This is a genomic window from Aggregicoccus sp. 17bor-14 (assembly GCF_009659535.1).
Taxonomy (GTDB): Bacteria; Myxococcota; Myxococcia; order Myxococcales; family Myxococcaceae; genus Aggregicoccus.
Map to the genome: position 1 here is coordinate 210,188 of NZ_VJZZ01000012.1, position 23,111 is coordinate 233,298.

Annotated in this window: 19 protein-coding genes; 15 read left to right on the forward strand and 4 right to left on the reverse strand. The window is 73.2% G+C overall.

What is annotated here, in order from left to right; genetic code table 11:
* Positions 1-15 precede the first annotated feature (15 nt).
* From FGE12_RS22315 to FGE12_RS22335, 5 genes are all read left to right on the forward strand, one after another.
* Positions 16-744, forward strand: coding sequence for a DUF1990 family protein (locus FGE12_RS22315; protein WP_228530985.1), 729 nt, complete (start codon positions 16-18; stop codon positions 742-744).
* Between the two features lie 6 nt (positions 745-750).
* Complete coding sequence (locus FGE12_RS22320) at positions 751-2,067, forward strand: DUF1990 family protein (RefSeq protein ID WP_153868575.1); 1,317 nt, start codon at positions 751-753, stop codon at positions 2,065-2,067.
* Between the two features lie 201 nt (positions 2,068-2,268).
* Entirely contained in the window at positions 2,269-5,193 is a 2,925-nt protein-coding gene (locus FGE12_RS22325) for a serine/threonine-protein kinase (protein ID WP_153868576.1), read from the forward strand.
* Positions 5,194-5,252: 59 nt separating this feature from the next.
* Positions 5,253-6,725 (forward strand): M28 family peptidase, encoded by a 1,473-nt coding sequence (locus FGE12_RS22330; RefSeq protein ID WP_153868577.1) that lies wholly within the window; start codon positions 5,253-5,255, stop codon positions 6,723-6,725.
* Positions 6,726-6,889: 164 nt separating this feature from the next.
* Positions 6,890-7,873: an aldo/keto reductase gene (locus FGE12_RS22335; RefSeq protein ID WP_153868578.1), complete on the forward strand. Its 984-nt coding sequence runs from the start codon at positions 6,890-6,892 to the stop codon at positions 7,871-7,873.
* Positions 7,874-7,895: 22 nt separating this feature from the next.
* Here FGE12_RS22335 and FGE12_RS22340 read toward each other — a convergent pair whose 3' ends face one another.
* Complete coding sequence (locus FGE12_RS22340; RefSeq protein ID WP_194798159.1) at positions 7,896-8,864, reverse strand: lipase; 969 nt, start codon at positions 8,862-8,864, stop codon at positions 7,896-7,898.
* Between the two features lie 130 nt (positions 8,865-8,994).
* Between FGE12_RS22340 and speD the strand changes: the two genes are divergently transcribed.
* From speD to uvrA, 9 genes are all read left to right on the forward strand, one after another.
* A complete protein-coding gene (gene speD, locus FGE12_RS22345) occupies positions 8,995-9,324 on the forward strand; it encodes an S-adenosylmethionine decarboxylase (RefSeq protein WP_194798160.1) in 330 nt (109 codons plus the stop codon).
* Positions 9,321-11,228, forward strand: coding sequence for a DUF4178 domain-containing protein (locus FGE12_RS22350; RefSeq protein WP_194798161.1), 1,908 nt, complete (start codon positions 9,321-9,323; stop codon positions 11,226-11,228). The genes speD and FGE12_RS22350 overlap by 4 nt, the downstream gene beginning before the upstream one ends.
* A complete protein-coding gene (locus tag FGE12_RS30085) occupies positions 11,228-11,389 on the forward strand; it encodes a hypothetical protein (protein WP_194798162.1) in 162 nt (53 codons plus the stop codon). Before FGE12_RS22350 ends, FGE12_RS30085 begins: the two co-directional genes overlap by 1 nt.
* A 47-nt stretch (positions 11,390-11,436) precedes the next feature.
* Positions 11,437-11,616: a DUF350 domain-containing protein gene (locus FGE12_RS22355; RefSeq protein ID WP_370459113.1), complete on the forward strand. Its 180-nt coding sequence runs from the start codon at positions 11,437-11,439 to the stop codon at positions 11,614-11,616.
* Positions 11,617-11,629: 13 nt separating this feature from the next.
* Positions 11,630-13,129, forward strand: coding sequence for a polyamine aminopropyltransferase (locus tag FGE12_RS22360; RefSeq protein ID WP_194798163.1), 1,500 nt, complete (start codon positions 11,630-11,632; stop codon positions 13,127-13,129).
* Positions 13,120-14,778 carry an FAD-dependent oxidoreductase gene (locus tag FGE12_RS22365; protein WP_153868635.1) on the forward strand — a complete coding sequence of 553 codons (1,659 nt, stop codon included), beginning with the start codon at positions 13,120-13,122 and terminating at the stop codon, positions 14,776-14,778. The genes FGE12_RS22360 and FGE12_RS22365 overlap by 10 nt, the downstream gene beginning before the upstream one ends.
* A gap of 147 nt (positions 14,779-14,925) precedes the next feature.
* Positions 14,926-15,402, forward strand: a complete 477-nt coding sequence (locus FGE12_RS22370; protein WP_153868580.1) for an Lrp/AsnC family transcriptional regulator — start codon at positions 14,926-14,928, stop codon at positions 15,400-15,402.
* On the forward strand, positions 15,399-16,625 hold the full coding sequence (locus FGE12_RS22375) for a PLP-dependent aminotransferase family protein (protein ID WP_370459110.1): 1,227 nt from the start codon (positions 15,399-15,401) through the stop codon (positions 16,623-16,625). The genes FGE12_RS22370 and FGE12_RS22375 overlap by 4 nt, the downstream gene beginning before the upstream one ends.
* Before the next feature lie 165 nt (positions 16,626-16,790).
* The gene (uvrA, locus tag FGE12_RS22380; protein WP_153868581.1) at positions 16,791-19,409 is read left to right on the forward strand and encodes an excinuclease ABC subunit UvrA; all 2,619 of its coding nucleotides are present in this window, start codon (positions 16,791-16,793) and stop codon (positions 19,407-19,409) included.
* A gap of 24 nt (positions 19,410-19,433) precedes the next feature.
* Here the strand turns inward: uvrA and FGE12_RS22385 are convergent, their stop codons facing one another.
* Together FGE12_RS22385 and dusA are read right to left on the reverse strand one after the other, a co-directional pair.
* Positions 19,434-19,871 (reverse strand): hypothetical protein, encoded by a 438-nt coding sequence (locus FGE12_RS22385; RefSeq protein ID WP_153868582.1) that lies wholly within the window; start codon positions 19,869-19,871, stop codon positions 19,434-19,436.
* Between the two features lie 79 nt (positions 19,872-19,950).
* Positions 19,951-20,955 carry a tRNA dihydrouridine(20/20a) synthase DusA gene (gene dusA / locus FGE12_RS22390; RefSeq protein WP_153868583.1) on the reverse strand — a complete coding sequence of 335 codons (1,005 nt, stop codon included), beginning with the start codon at positions 20,953-20,955 and terminating at the stop codon, positions 19,951-19,953.
* A gap of 231 nt (positions 20,956-21,186) precedes the next feature.
* Between dusA and FGE12_RS22395 the strand changes: the two genes are divergently transcribed.
* Positions 21,187-21,585, forward strand: coding sequence for a hypothetical protein (locus tag FGE12_RS22395; RefSeq protein WP_228530987.1), 399 nt, complete (start codon positions 21,187-21,189; stop codon positions 21,583-21,585).
* A 20-nt stretch (positions 21,586-21,605) separates the two neighbouring features.
* Here the strand turns inward: FGE12_RS22395 and FGE12_RS22400 are convergent, their stop codons facing one another.
* Positions 21,606-23,057 (reverse strand): lipase maturation factor family protein, encoded by a 1,452-nt coding sequence (locus FGE12_RS22400; protein WP_153868585.1) that lies wholly within the window; start codon positions 23,055-23,057, stop codon positions 21,606-21,608.
* Between the last annotated feature and the right edge of the window lie 54 nt (positions 23,058-23,111).

A 23,111-nucleotide genomic window follows, 5' to 3' on the forward strand; every position in this document is an offset into this window, starting at 1 on the left:
CGGTGCCGCTGCGCCATGCAGCGCGCCCGGGCGGTCCCCATCATGGTGGGGTCGACCAACCGAAAGGGCGAGATGCAGGGCACCACATCCGCCACCGAGAAGGTGGCCGAGAAGGTCAACCAGGCGAAGGAGGCGGCCGAGGAGAAGGTCGAGCAGGCAGCCGAGCTGCTGCTGCCCGACCAGGGCTCGGGCCCGCTGCTGCAGCGCGACTACTGGGCGGTCATCCAGAACAGCCAGCGCTCGCCCTCGCAGCTGATGGAGTGGGTGGCGCGGCGCTTCCCCGAGTTCGCGCCGAAGGAGCTGTGCGTCTTCGAGCGCTCGGATCCCGAGCGCGAGGGCGAGCCGGTGGAGGAGGGCGAGGAGCTGCACGTGAAGATCCAGGGCGCGGGCACCTTCCAGGTGCGCTGCATCCACAAGGACGCCCAGAGCCTCACGCTCGCCACGCTGCCCGGGCACCCCGAGGCGGGCCGCATCACCTTCGGCGCCTACCGCAACGAGCAGCGCGACGTCATCTTCCACATCCGCAGCCGCGCGCGCTCCGGCTCCACCTTCCACTACGTGGGCTTCGTGGCGGGCGGCGAGGCGATGCAGACCAACACCTGGACGGAGTTCGTGCTGCGCGCGGCGGTGAGCGCAGGGGAGGGCGTGGTGGGCGCCATCCACGCGGACACCACCGAGCTGCAGGGCGAGCCGGACGACGGCGACCCGGAGCACGGGCCCACCTTCGTGGCGAAGGGAGACTGAGAGCGCATGGCAGACCGCGTGACGAGCGAGGGCGGAGCGAAGAAGGAGCCCACGAAGAAGGGCCTCATCGAGTGGCGCTACTTCCGGGGCTGGAGCGAGCAGGAGCTGCTGCCGCGGCTCGCGCTCGCGCGCACCCTGCCGCGCAACTTCCCCGACGAGCCGGAGAAGATGTCCCTGGAGACGGGCTGGAGCCAGGTGCGCAGCGTGTCGCGGCTGGGGCGCGAGGAGCCGGGTCCGCCTGCGCCCGACGGGCTCTTCGAGCGGGCGCGCGCGGTGTTCGAGACCTTCGACTTCTCCGACCCGCGCATCGTGCGCTGGCACTTCAAGCAGGACGAGCCCCTGCGCGGGCGCGCGGTGCTGCTCGAGCTCAAGAGCCTGGACGAGAAGCTGCGCTTCCTGTGCGCGGTGCGCGTGGGCGGCACGCGGCTCGAGCGCGGCGAGAAGTGCAGCATCTACGGCTTCAGCTTCGAGACGCTCGCGGGCCACATCGAGGCGGGCTGCGAGTGGTTCCTGCTCCAGAAGGATCACGCGAGCGGCGAGGTGAGCTTCACCATCGAGGCGAGCTGGCGGCCCGGGCAGTTCCCCAACTGGTGGACCCGGCTGGGCTTCAGCCTCGTGGGCCGCCGCTACCAGCGCGCCTGGCACCGGCTCACCCACGTGCGCGTGCGCGAGCTCGCGCGCCACCGCCCGGAGCTGGTGGGCAAGGCCGCGCACAGCGGGGCGCTCGAGCACTCGGGCCACGAGGTGGAGACGGCGCCCGTGCAGTTCTTCGCGCAGCCCGCGCAGGGACGTCACAAGACGAAGGTCCACGAGGAGGTGGAGGCCGTGAGCAGAGGATTATGGTTGACGCCGTTGGGGCTGGGGGTGCTCGCCGGGATGCGCAGCATGAGCGCGCCCACGCTGGTGAGCCGCCGGCTCGCAGAGGCGCCGGGGCCGCTGAACAGCGGGCTCGCGCGCACGCTGGCCAAGCCCTGGGTGCCGCAGGCGCTCGGCCTGCTCGCGCTGGGCGAGCTGGTGGTGGACAAGCTGCCGATGACGCCCGCGCGCGTGAAGGCGGTGCCGCTCGCCGGCCGGATCTTCGCGGGCGCGCTCGCCGCGGCGGCCTCGGTGGCGGGCAGCTCGCGCGGGCGCACCCTCGCGGCCGCGGCGCTGGGCGCCACCACGGCGGTGGTCTCGGCCTGGGCCTTCTTCGAGCTGCGCACGCTGGTGACGCGCCGGCTCAAGGTGCCGGCAGTCGCGGCGGGCCTCGCCGAGGACTCGCTGGTGGGGGCGCTCGCGAGCCGCCTCATGCCGGTGGTGTCCGGCGCCAGCGCGAGCGCGTAGGCGTCCCCGCTCCCTCTGGGCCCCCGACCCAGGCCCTGCGGCCCGGGTCGCCGCGGCCCCGCCCGCCTGCTCCCCGGGTGCACCGCGCACTGCGCACCCGGCCTCACCTTGAGCGCCGACGGGCGCTGCGTTCACACTGCCCCCTCGGGACGCGTAGGAGCGGGAAGCGCCGCTGCGCGCCGGGAAGAGGACCGCGGGCACATGGGCAGTCTGGGCTGTCTGGACGAGGGGCGCCTGTGGGCGCTCGCGCAGGGCGAGGCGACGGCGACGGCCGCCGAGGCGCGCCACCTGGAGACCTGCGAGGCGTGCGGCGAGCGCAGCCGCACGCACCTGCTGCCCGGCTCGCTCGCGCAGCCCGCGCCGCGCGCTGGCGACGCGAGCGGCGAGGACGAGCCCACCCCGGAGATCGGCGCCCCGCAGCCGCTCGCCCCGCAGCCGCAGGCGCTGCCGCGCGGCAGCAGCCTCGGGCGCTACCTGGTGCTCGAGCGCCTGGGCGCGGGCGGCATGGGCGAGGTGTACGCGGCCTTCGACCCGCAGCTCAACCGCAAGGTGGCCCTCAAGCTGCTGCTGCCGCGCGCCGCGGGCGCGGACGGCAAGGCGCGCCTGCTGCGCGAGGCGCAGGCGATGGCGCAGCTGTCCCACCCCAACGTGCTGCCGGTGTTCGACGCGGGCGAGGCGGACGGGCGCGTCTTCATCGCGATGGAGCTGGTGGAGGGCACCACGCTGCGCGCGTGGCTGCTCGAGCGGCGGCGCCCCTGGCCCGAGGTGCTGCGCCCCTTCCTCGAGGCGGGCCGGGGCCTGGCGGCGGCGCACGCGGCGGGGCTCGTGCACCGCGACTTCAAGCCGGACAACGTGCTGCTGGGGCCCGGCGGCCGCGTGTACGTGATGGACTTCGGGCTCGCGTGCGCGGGCGAGGAGCGCGCGCCGGCGCCCGACCTCGAGCTGCAGGCGCCCGAGGCCGAGGCCCGCGCCTCCGGCACGCTGCTGCACGCCTCGCTCACCCACGCGGGCAGCCTGGTGGGCACGCCGGGCTACATGGCGCCCGAGCAGTACTCGCGCGCGGTGCTGGACGGGCGCGCGGACGCCTTCGGCTTCTGCGCCGCGCTCTACTTCGGGCTCTACGGAAAGAAGCCCTTCGTGGGGAAGGACGCGCGCAGCCTCATGCGCGCCACGCTCGCCGGCGAGGTGCAGCCGCCGCCTCCGGACGCGCACGTGCCGGCGTGGCTGCAGCGGGTGGTGCTGCGCGGGCTCAGCGTCTCGCCGGACGCGCGCTTCCCCACCATGGAGGCGCTGCTCGCGGCGCTGCAGCAGGACCCGCGCGCCCGCCAGCGGCGCTGGGCGCTCGCGAGCGCGGCGGCGCTGGCGCTGCTGGGGGCCTGGGGCGTGCAACGCCACCTCGCCGGCCGCGAGCGCGCGCAGTGCGAGAGCGAGGCGCAGGCGGGGCTGGGGGGGGTGTGGTCGCGGGCGCAGCAGGGCGAGGTGGCGAGCGCCTTCGCGGGCTCGGGCAAGCCCTACGCGCAGGGGGCGCTCGCGCGGGTGCGCACGGCGCTGGATGCGTACGTGGAGCGCTGGCGCGCCCAGCGCGAGGACGCCTGCCTCGCGACGCACGTGCGCGGCGAGGCGAGCGCGCGCGTGCTGCAGCTGCGCACCGGGTGCCTCGAGCACAAGCGCGCCGAGCTCTCCGCGCTCACCGACGTGCTCGCGCACGCGGACGCGCAGGTGGTGGAGAAGGCCGTGTCGCTGGCCAACGGGCTCTCCAGCCTCGAGGCCTGCGCGGACGTGGACGCGCTGATGCACCAGGTGCCGCCCCCCGAGTCCCCCGCGCTCGCTCAGAAGGTGGAGGACCTGCGCGGCCGGCTCGCCCGCGGCCGCGTGCTGCGCGGGGCGGGCAAGTTCAAGGAGGGAGTCGCGCTGGTGGAGCCGCTGCTCGCCGAGGCGCGCGGCCTGCACTACCGCCCCCTGGAGGCCGAGGCCGAGTACCTGCTGGGCCTCCTGCAGGGCAGCTTCGGGGACAAGGACGCCGGGGAGCGCCACCTGAAGCAGGCGGTGTGGGCCGCGGAGGCGACGAACCACGACGAGACGAAGCTGGACGCGCTCACCGGCCTCGTCTCGGTCATCGGCTTCGACAGCACCCGCGCGAAGGAGAGCGAGGAGTGGTTCCAGCTGGCGGAGGCGGTGCTCTCGCGCCGCCCCGGAGACGTGGACGCGGCGCAGCGGCTCTACAGCGTGCGCGGCGCGGTGCTCCTGGTGAACGACAAGTACGTGGAGGGCGAGGCGCTGCTGCGCCGCGCGCTCGCGCTCGTGGAGCGCTCGGCGGGGCCCGACTCCATCGAGGCCGCGGACGTGCACCAGCGCCTCGGCCAGGCGCTGGAGAACCAGGGCAAGTACGAGGAGGCGCTCGTCTCCTACGGCCGCTCGCGCGCGGTGTTCGAGCGCGTCTTCGGCCCCGAGCACCCGCAGGTGGGCTACGCGCTCATCACCACCGCGAGCGCGCTGGGGGAGCTGCGGCGCCAGGAGGCGGCGGAGCTGGCCGAGCGCGGGGTGGCCATCCTGGAGAAGGCCCTGTCCGCGAGCAGCCCCAAGCTGGGGGCGGTGCTCAACAACGCGGCCGTGGTGATGGAGCAGCTGGAGCGCTACCCGCAGGCGCTCTCCATGTACCAGCGCGCGCTCAAGGTGAAGGAGGCGGGCTTCGGCCCCGAGCACCCGAGCAGCGCCATCACCTGCACCAACGTGGGCATCGTGCTCACCCGGCTGGGGCGCGCGAAGGAGGCGCTGCCCTACCTGCAGCGCTCCATCGCGGTCTTCGAGAAGGGGCCGGACCCCGAGGGCGCGAACATGGCCCACCCCCTCACCGGCTACGGCGAGGCGCTCCTGAACCTGGACCAGCCCGCGAAGGCGGTGGCGCCGCTGCAGCGCGCGCTGCGCATCCGCGACCGCGCCGAGGTGGCCCCCCGGCTCAAGGCCCAGACGCGCTACCTCCTCGCGCATGCCCTCTGGGAATCGCGGCAGGACCGGCCCCGCGCCGCTGCGCTCGCGCACCAGGCGCTCGAGCAGCTGGTGAGCGAGGACGGCCAGCCCCTGCGGCGCGAGGTGCAGCGCTGGATGGCCGAGAGCGGCGTGCCCTGAACAGGGGCGCAGGCAAACCTGCTTGCGGTGCGGGGGCTTCCCCGGAAGAGTGAGGGACCATGCCCCTCTCCCCGCTCGCCCTGCCCACCGCCGCCCTCGCCCTCCTCTCCGCCGCGCCGGCCAAGGCCCCGGCCGCGACGCCTGCCGCGCAGGAGCTGGACCCGCGCGTGGCGAGCCGCCTCATGGGCCCGGCCCTCACCGAGGGCCACGCCTGGGCGCTGCTCACCGAGCTCACCGACACCATCGGCCCGCGCCTCTCCGGCTCCGCGGGCGCCGAGGCCGCGGTGCAGTGGGCGCGCGCGCGGCTGGAAGCGGACGGCGTGAAGGTGCGCCTGGAGCCGGTGCAGGCGCCGCACTGGGTGCGCGGCGTGGAGACGGGCGAGGTGCTCGCCGCCACAGGCCGCCGCGCCCAGACCCTGCACCTCACGGCGCTGGGCGGCAGCGTGCCCACGGAGAAGGAGGGGCTCACCGCGGAGGTGGTGGAGGTGCACTCCTTCGAGGAGCTCACGGCGCTGGGGCAGGGGGCGCGCGGGAAGATCGTCCTCTTCAACCACGACATGAGCACCGCCGAGGGCTACGGGCGCGCCAGTGCGCTGCGCACCCGGGGCGCCTCGGAGGCCGCGAAGCTGGGCGCGGTGGGCATGCTGGTGCGCTCGCTCGCCACCGCGTCCCTGCGCACGCCGCACACCGGCGCCATGCGCTACGAGGAGGGCGTGGCGAAGGTGCCGGCCGCCGCCGTCACCACCGAGGATGCGGCGCTGCTGCACCGGCTGCTCGCGGCGAACCCGAAGGAGCCCGTGCGCGTGAAGATGGTCCTCGGCTGCCAGACGCTGCCGGACGTGCCCTCCTCCAACGTGGTGGCGGAGATCCGCGGCCGCGAGCGCCCCGACGAGGTGGTGGTGCTCGGCGCGCACCTGGACTCCTGGGACCTGGGCACCGGCGCGCACGACGACGGCGCCGGCGTGGTGATGGCCATGGACACGGCGCGCCTGCTCGCGCACCTGGAGCGCCCGCCGCGGCGCACCGTGCGCATCGTGCTCTTCATGAACGAGGAGAACGGGCTCGCCGGCGGCCGCGCCTATGCCGCGGCGCACGCGGGCGAGCTCGCCAAGCACGTGGCCGGGCTCGAGTCCGACGCGGGCGGCGGGCGCCCGCTGGGCGTCACGGTGAAGGCAGGGCCGGGCGCCGACGCGCTCATGCGCCGCCTCCTGCCGCCCCTGCAGGCGGTGGGCGCCGCGCAGCTGCTCGAGGGCGAGGCGGGCGGCGCGGACCTCTCGCCCATGGCGAGCGCGCAGGTGCCCTTCGCGGGCGTGCGCGTGGACACCAGCCACTACTTCGACGTGCACCACACCGCCGCGGACACGCTGGACAAGGTGGACCCGCAGGCGCTCGCGCAGAGCACCGCCGCCTTCGCATGGGTGACGTACGCGCTCGCCGAGATGCGCGACGTGCTGCCGCGCCCCGAGGCCACCGAGCGCACCGCGGGCGCGCCTGCGCCCACCGCGCCCGCCTCGAAGCCTGCGGCCCACTGAGCCCGCTGCGTCCTCCCTCTCCCCCTGGGAGAGGGTGGGCGTCCCCCCGCCCGCCCAGCGCTCGGCTGTCGGAGCCCTCACCCGGTCGGCTCGACCCGGATGCACTCCGGGCGCTGCCGATACACCGTCAGCCCCGCACGCACACACGCGCGAGGAGACATGGGATGAAGCAGCGCACGCTGGGCAAGCAGGGGCTGGTGGTCTCGGAGCTGGGGCTGGGTTGCATGGGGATGAGCGAGTTCTACGGCGCCGGGGACGAGGCGGAGAGCATCCGCACCATCCACCGGGCGCTGGAGCTCGGGGTCAGCTTCCTGGACACGGCGGACATGTACGGGCCCTTCACCAACGAGGAGCTGGTGGGGCGGGCGATCAAGGACCGCCGGGACCGGGTGGTGCTGGCGACGAAGTTCGCCAACGTGCGCGGGCCGAAGGGGGAGTTCCTCGGCATTCGCGGGGACCCCGCGTACGTGCGCCAGGCCTGCGACGCTTCGCTGAAGCGGCTCGGCGTGGACCACATCGACCTGTACTACCAGCACCGCGTGGACCCGAAGGTGCCCATCGAGGACACGGTGGGCGCGATGGCGGAGCTGGTGAAGGCGGGGAAGGTGCGCTACCTCGGCCTCTCCGAGGCGGCGCCGCAGACCATCCGCCGCGCGCACAAGACGCACCCCATCACGGCGCTGCAGACCGAGTACTCGCTGTGGACGCGCGACGTGGAGGAGAACCAGGTGCTCGCGACCGTGCGCGAGCTGGGCATCGGGTTCGTGGCGTACAGCCCGCTGGGGCGCGGCTTCCTCACCGGGCAGTTCAAGCGCTTCGAGGACCTGCCGGAGGACGACTTCCGCCGGAGGAACCCGCGCTTCCAGGGGGAGAACTTCCAGAAGAACCTGGACCTGGTGAGCAAGGTGGAGCAGCTGGCGAAGAGCAAGGGCGTGACGCCCGCGCAGCTCGCGCTCGCGTGGGTGCTCTCGCGCGGGCCGGACGTGGTGCCCATCCCCGGCACGAAGAAGGTGAAGCGCCTGGAGGAGAACGCGGGCGCCTCGACGCTCGCGCTCTCGGGCGCGGACCTCGCGCAGCTGGACGCGGTGTTCCCGGTGGGCGCGGCGATGGGCCAGCGCTACCCGGACATGAGCACCGTGCACCGCTGAATCAGGTGCAACCGGGTTGCACCTACCGCGTCAACGCGAGCGCCACCAGCGCCTCGGTCAAATCCCCCGGGCTCCACCGTGAGAGCCCGGGCAGGCTCCGCATTGCGCCCTGCGCATGGTCCACGTCGTCCAGGCGCACCACGCGGGCGCCGGGCACCAGCGCATCCTCGGGCACCACGAAGCCATCCGAGGCCCAGCCGTAGCGCCGGCGCGTGTAGCGCGCGACCGGCGCGAGCAGGGACAAGGGTGAGCCCCGGCTCGTGGCGAGCGCCACGGTGGGAATCTCCGTGGGATACGGATGCGCGCGCACGAAGCGCATGCGCTCGGCGTAGGTGAAGTCCTCCACCGAGACGCTCTGGCCCTGGAAGACGCAGGGCATCACGGTGTCCACGAGCCGGCGCAGCCGGGGAATGGTGATGAGGTCGTTCGCGATGGGCGAGCCGCCGTACGGGGCCTGCAGCGCGACGAGCGCGCGCACGGGACCCCGCAGCTCCGGGTGCAGCGCGAGCGCGGCCATCGCCTCCACGGCGCCCTTGCTGTGGCCCACCAGCACCACGCTGCGCCCGAAGTACACCGCATCCCGCAGCGCCTCGCAGACGCGCAGGACGTTCGCGCTCAGCGCGCCCTCGGTGTCCACGGCCACCTCGCGCACGTCGAGGCCGCGGCGCACGAGGCGCCCCACGTTGTCCTCGAAGTAGCCGGGCAGCTCGTCTCCGAGCAGCCCGCGCAGGAGCAGGTACTGGTGCTCGCGCGCCTCGGCGGGCAGCACGCTCTCGGCCGCGCGCACCCGGGCATGCACGCGGCGGAACTCCGCCGTCACGTCGGTGGTCGGCGCGCTCTTGGCGCGAAACCACCCGGCGAGCCCCGCGCAGCCCGGGCCCCACCAGCCGTCCGCGCCGTCCAGCACCGCCTCCGGGCGCAGCACGTTGCGCGGCGCGGGGACGGAGAGCGAGGTCTCGGGAACGGGGGCTTCGGTGAGGCGGGGAGGCATGGCGCGTGGGGAAGGTGAGTAGAGAGGAACAGCACCGCTCCGGTCAATCGGGGGCAGCGCAGCTCCCGTGCTAGAAGGACCTCCGTCGGAGAGGAGGGGGCGCACGCTGACGACCGGACAGGAGTGGCTGGTGGATGTGAGCGGCGCCGAGCCCGCGCGCCTGCGCAGCCAGGCGGCGCTCGCCGCGCTCTTCGAGGAGCTGGTGGTGGTGCTGGGGCTGCACGTGGTGGGGCAGCCGCAGTGGCATGTGTTCCCGGAGCCCGGGGGCGTCACGGGGCTCGCGCTGCTCGCCGAGAGCCACCTCGCGGTGCACACCTTCCCCGAGCACGGCTTCGCGGCGCTCAACCTCTACTGCTGCCGCGCTCGCCCGCGGCCGGACTTCGCGGCGCTCGTGGCGCGCCACCTGGGCGCGGGCGCGCGGGTGCAGGTGCGCGAGCTCGCGCGGAGCGTGGCGCCGTGACGCAGGGCCAGTGCCCCTCGTGCGGAGCGCCGGTGGCCTTCACGGCCGGCAGCGCGCGCGTGCTGGTGTGCGAGCACTGCCAGGCGGTGGTGGCGCGCAAGGGCGAGCAGCTCGAGGCGCGCGGGCGGGTGGCGGCGCTGGTGGACACGGAGAGCCCCTTCCGGCTCGGGCTCTCGGGCACCTTCCGCAAGGTGCCCTTCACGCTGGTGGGTCACCTGCAGAAGGACTTCGGAGCAGGGCCCTGGGACGAGTGGTACCTCGAGTTCTCGGACGGGCGCACCGGCTGGCTGAGCGAGAGCGAGGGTGCGCTGCACCTGAGCCACTTCGCGGGTGAGGAGGCGGAGCTCTCGCTCGGAACCTTCCGCCCCGGGCACCGCTTCGTGCTGCAGGGCGAGCGCTACGTGGCCGAGGAGGTGGGCCGCGCGCGCACGGTGAGCGCCGCGGGCCAGCTTCCCGACGACGTGGACCCCTCCGTCGAGTCGCGCTACGTGGACGCCACCGGCACCGAGGGGCGCTTCGCTACGCTGGACTTCGGCCCGCGCGACTCCGCCCCCGAGGTGTTCCTCGGCGAGCGCGTGCAGCTCGAGCAGCTGGGCATCCCGCTCTCCGACCTCCAACCCCGCGTGCGCAAGGTGGCGCTGCAGCAGGCGCGCTGCACGCAGTGCAACGGGCCGCTGGAGCTGCGCGCGCCGGACCGCACGAAGCGCGTGGGCTGCCCCTACTGCGGCGCGCTGCTCGATGCGAGCACCGGGCGGCTCTCCTTCCTGCAGCTGCTGGAGAAGCCGAAGCACGCGCCGCCCGTGCCGCTGGGCAGCACGGGGCGGCTCGCGGGCACGGAGTGGGTGTGCATCGGGTACCTCGTGCGCTCCTGCCGGGTGGAGGGCACGCGCTACGCCTGGGGCGAGCACCTGCTCTTCAACCGCGCGCGCGGCTTCAGCTGGCTGCTGGTCTCCGAGGGGCACTGGAGCCACCTCATCCCCATCCCCGCGGGCGAGGTGAGCGTGCGGCGCGGCAGCGCGGCGCACTACCGCGGCGAGCGCTACCGGGCCTTCAGCCAGGTGACGGCGGTGACGGAGAGCGTGCTGGGCGAGTGCTACTGGGAGGTGCAGGCCGGAGAGCGCGCCGAGGCCACCGACTACGTGGCGCCGCCGCACTCCCTCAGCGAGGACGCGACCGAGAGCGAGGTGACCTTCAGCCACGGCACCTACCTCACGCCCGCCCAGGTGCAGCAGGCCTTCGGGCTGAAGGAGAAGCTGCCGCGGCCGCGCGGCGTGGGCGCGAGCCAGCCCAACCCGGGCAAGGCGCGCGCGCGGGCCACCCTGCGCTGGACGGGGCTGTGGGCGGCGCTGCTGCTCGCGGTGCAGATCGCCGCGTGGGTGCGCTCGGCGAACGCGCACGTGCTGGACGTGGTGGTGGCGGTGGCGCCGGACGCGCTGAGCGGCGAGCCCAGCGCGATGCACTTCAGCGAGCCCTTCGAGCTGCCGCGGCGCGGGCCGGTGGAGGTGCGGCTGGAGAGCGCGCTGGACAACGACTGGCTCGGCGTCCAGGGAGACCTCGTCAACGACGCCACGGGCGAGGTGGTCAGCTTCTACGAGGAGCTGAGCTACTACTCCGGGCGCGACAGCGACGGCGCGTGGACGGAGGGCTCGCGCGAGGGCACCGCGCGCCTCGGCCGGCTCGAGGCCGGGCGCTACGTGCTGCGCACCACCGCCTCCTTCGATCCGACGAAGGGCCCGCGCGAGCGCAGCTTCCACGTGCAGGTGGTGGATGACCCTCCGCCCAGCGGCACGCTGTTCCTCGTCTTCCTCGGGCTCCTGCTGGTGCCCGTGGGCTTCGCCCTCCACGGCGCCAACAGCTTCGAGACGCGGCGCTGGGCGGAGAGCAACCTTCAGGAGGGTGGCTGATGCGCTTCCTCGGTGGACTCGTGGTGCTGCTCTTCGCGTACCTGGCCTTCACGGGCTGGCGCCCCTACACGGCCGAGGAGCGCGGGCAGCTGCCGGGGGACGCACGGCGCGGCCCCGGTGGCGCCATCTTCTGGACCGGTGGCTTTCAGGGAGGCAAGTGATGGGTCTCTTCTGCGTGCTGGTGAGTGTGCAGGGCTTATTGGCCAGTGTGGTGTACGCGCTGGTGGGGCTCCTGGTGTTCGTGCTCGGGCTCTGGGTGTTCCGCCGGGTGATGCCCTTCGACGTGCAGAAGGAGATCGAGGTGGATCAGAACGTCGCGCTGGGCGTGGTGATGGGCGCCTTCATCATCGGGCTCGCGATGATCGTGTCCGCGGCCATCCAGGGCTAGGCCTCTTCCGAACGTGAACCGCGCACTGCTCTTCCTCACCGTGCTGGTGGTCGCCACCTGCGGGCTCATCTACGAGCTCGTGGTGGGGGCGCTCGCGAGCTACCTGCTGGGCGACTCGGTCACCCAGTTCTCCACCGTCATCGGCGGCTACCTCTTCGCCATGGGGGTGGGCAGCTACCTGAGCCGCTTCGTGGAGCGCGGGCTCGCGCAGCGCTTCGTGGAGGTGGAGCTGGGAGTCGCGCTGCTCGGCGGCCTGTGCGCGCCGGTGCTCTTCTTCAGCTTCGGGCTCACCGACCTGTTCCGCGTGGTGCTCTACGCCACGGTGGGGCTGGTGGGCACGCTGGTGGGGCTCGAGATCCCGCTGCTCTTGCGCATCCTGCAGGACCAGCTGCGCTTCAAGGACCTGGTCTCGCAGGTGCTGACCTTCGACTACCTCGGGGCGCTCGCCGCGAGCGTGATGTTCCCGCTGCTCTTCGTGCCCAAGCTGGGCCTGGTGCGCACCTCCCTGCTCTTCGGGCTGATCAACGCGCTGGTGGGGCTCTGGAGCACCTGGCTGCTCGCGCCGGTGCTCGGCAACCCCTTGCGCCTGCGGGTGAAGGCGGTGGCGCTCTCGGTGCTGCTCTTCGTGGGGCTGCTGCTCGGAGACCGCATCACCAGCCTCGCGGAGGAGCAGCTGTACGCGGACGAGGTGGTGCACGCGCAGACCAGCGCCTACCAGCGCATCGTGCTCACCCGCGGCAAGCGCGGCTTCTCGCTCTTCCTCAACGGCAACCTGCAGTTCGCGGCGGTGGACGAGTACCGCTACCACGAGGCGCTGGTTCACCCGGCGATGACGCGCGCCCCGCGCCGCGCGCGCGTGCTCATCCTCGGCGGAGGTGACGGGCTCGCGGCGCGCGAGGTGCTGCGCTACCCCGAGGTGGAGTCGGTGACGCTGGTGGACCTGGACCCGGCGATGACCCGGCTGGGCACGGACTACGTGGACCTGGCGCGCCTCAACGCGGGCAGCCTCAAGGACCCCAAGCTGCACGTGCTCAACGCGGACGCGCTGCGCTACCTCGCGGAGACGCAGGACGCGCCCTACGACGTGGCCATCGTGGACTTCCCGGACCCCAACAACTTCTCGCTCGGCAAGCTCTACACCACGGGCTTCTACCGGCTCCTGCAGCGCCGGCTCGCCCCGGACGGGGTGGCGGTGGTGCAGAGCACGAGCCCCCTCTACGCGCGCCAGTCCTACTGGTGCGTGGAGGCCACGCTGGCGAGCGCGGGCTTCTGGACGCTGCCCTACCACGTGCTGGTGCCCTCCTTCGGTGAGTGGGGCTACGTGCTCGTCGCGCGCGCGGAGGCCCTGCCCCAGCGCGCGCTGCCGCCGGGCCTGCGCTTCCTCGACGAGGACACGCTGGCCACGCTCACGCGCTTTCCCCAGGACATTGCGCGCGTGCCGGCGGAGGTGAACCGGCTCAACAACCAGGTGCTCGTGCACTACTACGAGGACGAGTGGCGCCACTGGAACTGAGCCGGCGCGAGCTGCTCGCGGCCTTCCTCGGAAGCGCCGTGGCGGCGCAGGCCTGCCGCAGGCCCGAGGCCAGTGGCGCCCCCGTGCCCGGAGCACTGGTGGACCGCGCGGTGCAGTCGGGACACCGGCTGCGCGCAGGGGGCCCGCTGCCGCGCGCCGCCGAGGCGGAGCGGGTGGACGTGCTCGTCGTGGGCGCGGGCATCGCGGGTCTGAGTGCGGCGTGGCGGCTCGCGGGCGCAGGCGTCACGGACTTCCGCGTGCTCGAGCTGGACGCGAAGGCGGGCGGCACCGCGCGCTCGGGGAGGAGCGCCGTGAGCGCCTACCCCTGGGGCGCGCACTACCTGCCTGCGCCGCTCGAGTCCTCGGGGCCGGTGGTGCGGCTCTTGCGCGAGCTGGGCGCGGTGGTGGGGGAGGATGCGCGCGGGCGGCCCGAGTACGCCGAGGCGCTGCGCGTGCAGGAGCCCGAGGAGCGGCTCTTCTACCGCGGCAGCTGGTACGAGGGGCTGTATTTGCGCGCGGGCGCGAGCCCCGAGGACCTGCGCCAGCTCGCGCGCTTCGAGGCGCGCATGGCCCGCTTCGCCGCCGCGCGCGACGCGAAGGGAAGGCGCGCCTTCACCGTGCCGGTGGGCGCGTGCAGCGACGACGCGGAGTGGACGCAGCTCGACCGGCTGAGCATGGCCGCGTGGCTCGCGCAGGAGGGCTTCACCTCGCCGCGCCTGCGCTGGCTCGTGGACTACGCCTGCCGCGACGACTACGGCGCCGAGGCGGCCTTCACCAGCGCGTGGGCCGGCATCTGGTACTTCGCCGCGCGCCAGGACGGCGAGTCGCAGCAATCGGGCGCGGAGGGCTTCCTCACCTGGCCCGAGGGCAATGGGCACCTGGTGGCGGCGCTGCGCGCGGCGGCCGGAGCGCAACGCGTGCGCACCGGCGTCCTCGTGCACACGGTGGAGCCGGAGGGCGAGGGCTGGCGCGTGCATGGGCTCGAGGGCGACACCCCCCGCGCCTGGCATGCCCGGCAGGTGGTGTTCGCCGGCCCGCGCTACGTGGCCCAGCACGTGGTGGCGCCGTGGCGCGCCGAGCGCCCCGCCTGGGCGGACGCCTTCGCGTACAGCCCCTGGGTGGTGGCGAACCTGCACCTGCACCGCAAGCCCGCGGGCCGCGGCTTCCCGCTCGCCTGGGACAACGTCCTCTACGAGAGCCGCTCGCTCGGCTACGTGGTCGCGACCCACCAGCGGCTGCAGGCGGTGGACGTGGGGCCCACCGTGCTCACCTGGTACCTGCCGCTCTCCGGCGAGGACGTGAAGGGCGAGCGCGCGCGCATGCTGTCCGCGGGCTACGCCGAGTACGAGCGCCTGGTGATGGCCGACCTCGCGGTCGCGCACCCGGGCGTGCGCGAGGACGCCGAGCGCCTGGAGGTGATGCGCTGGGGCCACGCCATGGTGCGCCCGCGCGTAGGCTTCCTCTGGGGTGGCGCGCGCGAGGCCGCCGGGCGCAGCCTCAGCGCGGGAGCGGGGCCCAGCCTCCACTTCGCCCACAGCGACCTGGGCGGGCTCGCGCTCTTCGAGGAGGCCCAGTGGCACGGGGTGCGCGCCGCGGAGGCCGCGCTCGCGGGGCTGGGCCGGGCGCCCTCCGGCTCGAGCTGGCTCTAGCGCCGGCCCCGCCCGCAGCCTGCCTGCCTGGAGACGGGCCAGTGGGCCCTGGCCCGCGGACGGGGGACTGTCTTCTGCACTTGCCGTGTTGGCAGGCAGGCAATACATTCCTCGCGAAGCTGCCCCGGCACCTTATTTTTATAAGCCATGGACGACCTCGACCTCAAGTTGTTGGATTTGCTGCAGAGCGACGGCCGTCGCACGCAGCTCGAGCTCAGCCGCGAGGTGGGCCTCAGCCAGCCGGCCGTGGCGGAGCGCATCCGCAAGCTGGAGGGGCGCGGGGTCATCACCGGGTACGCGGCGCGCGTGGACGCGGCGCGCCTGGGCAAGGACATCACCGCCTTCATCGGCGTGAGCATCGAGCACCCGAAGTACTTCGAGGGCTTCGCGAAGAAGGTGCTCACGATGACCGACGTGCTCGAGGCGCACCGGGTGGCGGGCCAGGACAGCTACCTGCTCAAGGTCCGCACGGACAACACGGGCACCCTGGACACGCTGCTCGTGGACAACCTGCGCACCATCCCCGGCGTCACCCGCACGCACACCACCATCGTCCTCTCCTCGATGAAGGAGACGACGCACGTGCACCCCGCCAAGCGACTTCTCGAAGGAGACCGGCCATGAGCCTCGCCGCCCCGCTTCCCATGAACACCGTGAATCCCGCCACGCCCATGACCCTGCCGCTGGCCTCGCGCATGTCGCGCATGACCACCTCCGCCGTGCGCGAGATCCTCAAGGTCGCCGAGCGCCCGGACATCCTCTCCTTCGCCGGCGGCCTGCCCGCCCCCGAGCTCTTCCCGGTGGACGCCATCGCGCGCGCCCACGCGGACGTGCTCGCCACCGAGGGCGCCCAGGCGATGCAGTACAGCATCACCGAGGGCTTCCTCCCGCTGCGCGAGCACATCAGCGCGCTGCTCGCCCAGCGCGGCATCTCGGCCAGCCCCGAGCGCATCCTCGTCACCAACGGCTCGCAGCAGGGCATCGACCTGGTGGGCAAGGTGCTGCTCAACGCCGGGGACCGCGTGGCGGTGGAGAACCCCAGCTACCTCGCCGCGCTGCAGAGCCTCGGCGGCTACGAGGTGCAGTTCGACCCCGTGCCCAGCGACGCCGAGGGCATGCAGGTGGAGGCGCTGGAGGCCATGCTCAAGGGCCCCACGCCCCCGCGCCTCATCTACGTGGTGCCGGACTTCCACAACCCCACCGGCCGGCAGCTATCCCTCGCGCGCCGCAAGCGCCTCGTGCAGCTCGCGCAGACCTACCGCGTGCCCATCCTCGAGGACGACCCCTACGGCGAGCTGCGCTTCACCGGCCAGGCGCTGCCCAAGCTCGCGGCGCTCGATGACCAGGGCGTGGTCATCTACCTGAGCACCTTCTCCAAGACGCTCGCGCCCGGCCTGCGCGTGGGCTGGATGGTCGCGCCGCCCAGCCTCCTCAAGGGCTTCACCATCGCCAAGCAGGCGAGCGACCTGCACACCGGCACCCTCTCGCAGCGCGCGATCGCGCGGCTGCTGCAGACCTTCGACTACGCGGGCCACATCGGCATGCTGCGCCAGGTGTACGGCGAGCGCTGCAACACCATGCTCGAGTCGCTCACCGAGCACATGCCCGCGGGCAGCCAGTGGACCGCGCCCGCAGGCGGCATGTTCGTGTGGGTGGAGTTCCCCGAGGGCCTCAGCGCGGACAAGCTCTTCCACGCCGCGCTCGCGCAGAAGGTGGCCTTCGTGCCCGGCAGCCCCTTCTTCGCGGGCCCCTCCAACGGCCGCTTCCTGCGCCTCAACTACTCCAACCGCACCCCGGAGCTCATCCGCGAAGGCATGGCCCGCCTCGGCCGCGTCACGCGCGCCTGAGCCTGCCGCTCCAGTGAGCGCAGCCCGCGCGCCCGTCCCCTCTCCCCCTGGGAGAGGGCCGGGGTGAGGGATTGCGCCGTCGAGCGTGCCCGCAAAGCGACCAGCCGGCCGCTTCATGCCGCAGCCGTACTCCCGGTCCTAGCTTGAGCCAGGACGGGAGGCCTCATGGCGAAGCTGCGCAGCGTCCAGCCGCACGACGAGCATCGAGAAGAGTCCCGAGAAGACGCCCATGAGCGCGCCCGCTTCGTGCGGGTGCGCGGCGCGCGCCAGCACAACCTCAAGGACGTGGACGTGGACATCCCGCGCGAGGCGCTGGTGGTGTTCACGGGCGTCTCCGGCTCGGGCAAGAGCTCGCTCGCCTTCGGCACCCTCTACGCCGAGGCGCAGCGCCGCTACTTCGAGTCGGTGGCCCCGTACGCGCGCCGCCTCATCGACCAGGTGGGCGTGCCCGAGGTGGATGCCATCGAGGGGCTGCCGCCGGCGGTCGCGCTGCAGCAGCACCGCGGCGCGCCCACCTCGCGCTCGAGCGTGGGCAGCGTCACCACCATCAACAACTCGCTGCGCCTGCTCTACTCGCGCGCCGGCACCTACCCGCGCGGCCAGGAGCACCTGGACGCCGAGGCCTTCAGCCCCAACACGCCCGCGGGCGCGTGCCCGCGCTGCCACGGCCTGGGGCGCGTGTACGAGGTGACCGAGCGCTCCATGGTGCCGGACGACTCGCTCACCATCCGCGAGCGCGCCATCGCCGCGTGGCCCCCCGCATGGCACGGGCAGAACCTGCGCGACATCCTCGTCTCGCTCGGCTACGACGTGGACCGCCCCTGGCGCGAGCTGCCGAAGAAGGACCGCGACTGGATCCTCTTCACCGACGAGCAGCCCCAGGTGCCGGTGTATCCGGGCTACACGCCGGCCGAGACGCGAAGGGCCCTCAAGCGCGGCGAGGAGCCCAACTACCTGGGCACCTTCACCAGCGCGCAGAAGTACGTGCTGCAGACCTTCGCCACCACCCAGAGCGCGCTGATGAAGCGGCGCGTGAGCCAGTACATGGTGAGCGGCGAGTGCCCGCTGTGCGAGGGCAAGCGGCTCAAGCGCGAGTCGCTCTCCGTCACCTTCGCGGGGCTGGACATCGGCGAGCTCTCGCGCCTGCCGCTCACCCGCGTCTCCGAGCTGCTCAAGCCGATGACCGACGGCACGGCCACCGGCGCGGCGAAGCTGCAGCGCGAGCACCCGGAGAAGGCGCTCGTCGCCGAGCGCATCGCGAAGGACCTTTGCGGGCGCATCAAGGTCCTCATCGAGCTGGGGCTGGGCTACCTCACGCTCGAGCGCAGCACGCCCACGCTGTCCCCCGGAGAGCTGCAGCGGCTGCGGCTCGCAACCCAGGTGCGCAGCAACCTCTTCGGCGTGGTGTACGTGCTGGACGAGCCCAGTGCGGGCCTGCACCCCGCGGACACCGAGGCGCTGCTGCGCGCGCTGGACCAGCTCAAGGGCGCGGGCAACTCGCTCTTCGTGGTGGAGCACGAGGTGGACGTCATCCGCCACGCGGACTGGATCGTGGACGTGGGGCCGCTCGCGGGCCAGCACGGCGGGCGCATCCTCTACAGCGGGCCCACCGAGGGCCTGCGCCGGGTAGAGGCCTCGCACACGCGGCGCTACCTCTTCGAGGGAGGCCCTGACTTCCGGCGCACCCCGCGCACTGCGCGCGGCTGGCTGCGCCTGGAGGGCGTGTCGCGCAACAACCTGCACGGCCTGGACGCCGCGTTCCCGCTCGGCGTCTTCACCAGCGTCACCGGCGTGTCCGGCTCGGGCAAGAGCAGCCTGGTGAGCCAGGTGCTGGTGGAGCTGGTGGGGCAGCACCTGGGCCACGAGGTGGACGTGGGCGCGGAGGAGGAGGGTGTCGACGAGCTGGAGCGCACCGTCATCGTCACGCGCGGCGGGCGCATCGTGCCCACGCCGGGGGAGGGGATGGATCAGATCAAGCGCCTGGTGCGCGTGGACCAGCGGCCCATCGGCCGCACGCCGCGCTCCAACCTCGCCACCTACACCGGGCTCTTCGACGGGGTGCGCAAGGTGTTCGCCGCGACGAAGGAGGCCCGCGCGCGGCACTACGACGTGGGGCGCTTCTCCTTCAACGTGGCCAAGGGGCGCTGCGAGACCTGCGAGGGCGAGGGCTTCGTGATGGTGGAGCTCATCTTCCTGCCCAGCGTGTACGCGCCGTGTCCCACCTGCCACGGTGCCCGCTACAACGCGAAGACGCTGGAGATCCGCTACCGGGGCAAGAACATCGCCGAGGTGCTGGGGATGACGGTCGACGAGGCCCACGCCTTCTTCGTGGAGGAGGGGGCCGTGCACCGCTCGCTGGGCGTGCTGCGCGAGGTGGGCCTGGGCTACCTGCGCCTGGGGCAGCCCGCGACGGAGCTCTCCGGCGGAGAGGCGCAGCGCATCAAGCTCGCCACGGAGCTGCAGCGCCAGCAGCGCGGCAACACGCTCTACGTGCTGGACGAGCCCACCACCGGGCTCCACCCGGCGGACGTGGAGAAGCTGATGGCGCAGCTGCAGGGGCTGGTGGACGCGGGCAACACCGTGGTGCTGGTGGAGCACGACATGAGCGTCATCGCGCAGAGCGACTGGGTCATCGACATGGGTCCGGGCGCGGGCGAGGACGGAGGGCACATCGTGGCGCAGGGCACCCCTGCGCAGGTGTCCGCCTCGAAGAAGAGCCGCACCGCGCCCTTCCTCTCGCGGGTCCTGAGTCCTCCCGCTCCTCCGGGGAGAGGGGCGGGGTGAGGAGGCCGGGCGAAGCCGTGTCCCCTAGGGGGTGCTCACCGGCGCGACCTTCACGTGCACGAGGGTGACGCGTCCCTCGAGCGCGAACTGCATCTCGCCTCGCAGGTCGCCCGGCCGCGGTTGGCAGGCGTCGCTGAGCACGTCCTGGCACTCGGGGCGCGGCTCGGAGCCCGGGGCCATCCAGGCGATGGCCGTATAGTGCGCGTCGCTCTCGGTGAGCAGACCCCAGGAGCAGGTACGCGTGCCCAATTGGGTCGGAACCTCGAAGCCGCCGCCCGTTTTGCTCGAGGCATCGGCGTTCTGGACCTTCATGTACGCGATGCCCTGCACGCCCGCGGGCGCCTCCACTGCGAGATCCATGCAGTGCTCTTCGCTGCCTCCGCCGCAGCCGCTGGCGAGCAGGACCGCGGTGGTACCGAGGGTGAGGCGAAGGAGGCGCAGCGCAGCAGGGAGTCGGGTCATGCCCAAGACATCCCACGCCCCCGCGCTCGCCCGCAAGCCGACCTCTCAGAATAAACGGTGAAACGGGTGGCGCCCTGCGTCAGGCCGCCTCGACCGCTGGCCGCAGCTGCGCGAGCGCGGCCTCCAGCACCTCGGGTCCCGCGCCCTTCTTGTGCGCGTTCTCACTGAGATGCCGCCGGAACGCGCGCGCTCCGGCGAGCCCCCCGAAGAGCCCGAGCATGTGCCGCGTCATCGCGCCCAGCGGTGCGCCGCGGCTGCGCTGCTGCTCCACGTAGGGGAGCATCGCCTGCACCACCTCGTGGCGCGTGCGCACGGGCGTCTCGTCGCCGTAGAAGCGGCGGTCCACCTCCGCGAGGAGGTACGGGCTCTCGTACGCCGCGCGGCCGATCATCACCCCGTCCACGTGGCGCAGGTGCTCCTCGGTGGCCTCGAGCGTCTTCACGCCGCCGTTGATGCTGATGTCCAGCTCGGGCCGCTCCTGCTTCAGCCGGTACACGAGCTCGTAGCGAAGCGGGGGCACGTCCCGGTTCTCCTTCGGGCTCAAGCCCTGCAGCCACGCCTTGCGCGCGTGGACGATGAAGCGGGTGCAGCCGGCGGCGGCCACCGTGCGCACGAAGCGCTCGAGCGTGGGCCACTCCTCCATGTCGTCGATGGCGATGCGGCTCTTCACCGTCACGGGCACCTTCACGGCCTCGCGCATGGCGGCGACGCAGCGGGCCACCAGCTCGGGCTCGGCCATGAGGCACGCGCCGAAGCGCCCCGACTGCACGCGGTCGCTGGGGCAGCCCACGTTGAGGTTCACCTCGTCGTAGCCCCAGGCCTCGCCCACGCGCGCGCTCTCGGCGAGGGCGGCGGGGTCCGAGCCCCCCAGCTGCAGGGCCACCGGGTGCTCCTCCGGGCTGAAGCCCAGGAGCCGCTCGCGGTCGCCGTGCAGGATGGCGCCCGTGGTCACCATCTCCGTGTAGAGCAGCGCGCGGCGGCTGATGAGGCGGTGGAAGTAGCGGCAGTGCCGGTCCGTCCAGTCCATCATCGGCGCGACGGACACGGGGGCGAGATTCGGGGCCTGGGTGGAGAGGGCAGCCATCGGGAAGGCCACGTCTAACCGGTCGGAGGCGATTCGGCCAGGGGCGCCGGGCCCGCCGTCCGGGTGGCGCGGGGCGCAGGGACGCCGCACGACGGGCGGGCAACGGCCTGGCTGCCTGGCTGCCCAGCGCGGGGCGGGGCAGGGGGGCGGGCATCCTGGCGCGGGTCGCTCCACCTTGTGGCCATGGTGAACACGTTCCAGCTCCTCGCAGTGTCGGCGGTGGTGATGGGCATGTCCCAGACCGTCGCGAAGGAGCGCATCTTCGCTCCCGTGCGCGAGCGGCTCGGCGGCAAGGACACCTTCTTCGGCTACCTCGTCTCCTGTCCCTACTGCGTCTCGCACTACTTCGCCTTCGCGCTGGTACCGCTGACGAACACCTACGGCATCGACGTCGCGGTGGGCGGCTGGGTGGGCGCCGTGGCGCGCTGGTTCCTGTCTTCCATTCTCGTCGCCGTCATCGCGGCCTTCTTCCGCGTCGTCTTCTGGTTCGTGGACGAGACCCAGGGCCTGGTGCGCCGGCGCCAGCGCACCGAGGAGGAGGAGATCCAGACGAAGCGCCTGCTGCGCAAGAAGGTGGAGCGCACGCTGCCTTCGCCCGTGCGCGAGCCGCGCGAGCCCGCGGCGCACTGAGCTGCAATCCCTCACCCTAATCAGGGCTCCACTTCCTCCAGGTGACCGTCCACGAGCTGCAGCTCCGGGCAGAAGGGCCCCGCGGGCTCGCGCGACCAGAAGGGCGCACCCTCGCGGCGCTCCGCGGGCGTGCTGAAGCGGTACTGCCAGGCCGTGGTGCGCAGGTAGCGCGGCGGGGCGGTGGGGAAGGGGTTCGCGGCGAAGAGGGACGCTGCGGCCGAGTCTCCACCCAAGAGCCCCGCCTGCAGCTCCAGCAGCCAGCGACTGGAGCCGCAGTCTCCCAGTGCCGCGAACCACATCATCCAGTCGAGCCGCGGCATGTGCCCGAGCAGCAAGGGTGGCGTGCGATCGAGGCGCCCCGGCTTGTAGCGGAACTCGTAGGGCCTCCACGCCGTGCCGTCCGCGCTGCCCTCGAGGAGGATCTCCGAGCGCGTGGTGGTCATCACGGCGAAGAGGCCGTAGCTGCTCACCAGCCCGAGGCCCCGCGCGCGCTCGGGGACGAAGGGCCCGACGCCCACGCGCTCGACGAGCTCTCCCACCCCGAGCGCCGCGAGCAGCGCGGCCAGCACTCCGGCTGACACGCGGCGCCAGCGCGGCGCGGGCCGCGGCGGTGCAGCCGGCTGCAGCAGGCCCCGGGGCAGGAAGCGCTGCAGGGCCGCGTCGTCGAGCAGGGTGAGGCAGAGCACCAGGGTGAGCAGGTTGAAGAAGCCGTAGTTGCCGGTGGTGAGGATCATCCCCTGCAGCCCCGCGAGCGGCACGAAGGCGGCGAGGCGCAGCCGGCGCGGCGCGAAGATGAAGAAGGGCACCACCAGCTCGACGAGGAACATCGCCACCGCCTCCGCGGTGTGCACCCCGCGCGGCTGGAAGTGGGCGAAGGCGCTGAGCGGCCCGGGCAGCGGCTGGGTCCAGTAGTGGAAGTCCATCGCGCGGAAGGAGCGCCAGGTGGGGTCTCCGCTCAGCAGCTTCACCAGGCCCGAGCTGAACATCAGCCGGAACAGCAGCAGGCGCAGCAGCCACAGCCCCGCGCGGTTCTCCGTCTGCGGCCGGTCGTGCCGGAGTCGCCAGCTCCACGGCGCGAAGAGCACCGAGAGCGCGGCCGTCTCCACCAGCAGCGCGTCCCACTGGAACTGCAGGAAGACGCTGCCTGCGCCCATCAGCGAGAGGTAGAGCGCCCAGAGCGCCACGAGGACGGGGCGCGGAGCCACCCCCGCGACGAGCAGCACCGAGAGCGCCGCGCCACCCCAGCAGGCCGCGTGCAGCGCCGCATCCGAGGCGCCGAGCCAGAACACCGAGGGCAGCTGCGCGAAGGTGAGCTGCGCATGCGCGAAGGCGAAGAGCCGCTCTGCGGGCGCGATGCCGTGGCTGCCGATGAGCCCGTCCACCTGCACCGCGAGCGAGGCGAAGGCACAGAGGAACACGAGTCCGAGCGCGCGGAGGTACAGCGAGCGGGTGAGCTGGGTGGAGGGGGGCATCGCGCGGAGTCCTGCGTCACGCGTATGTGAGCCGAAGCCGCGGTGCAATGCGGC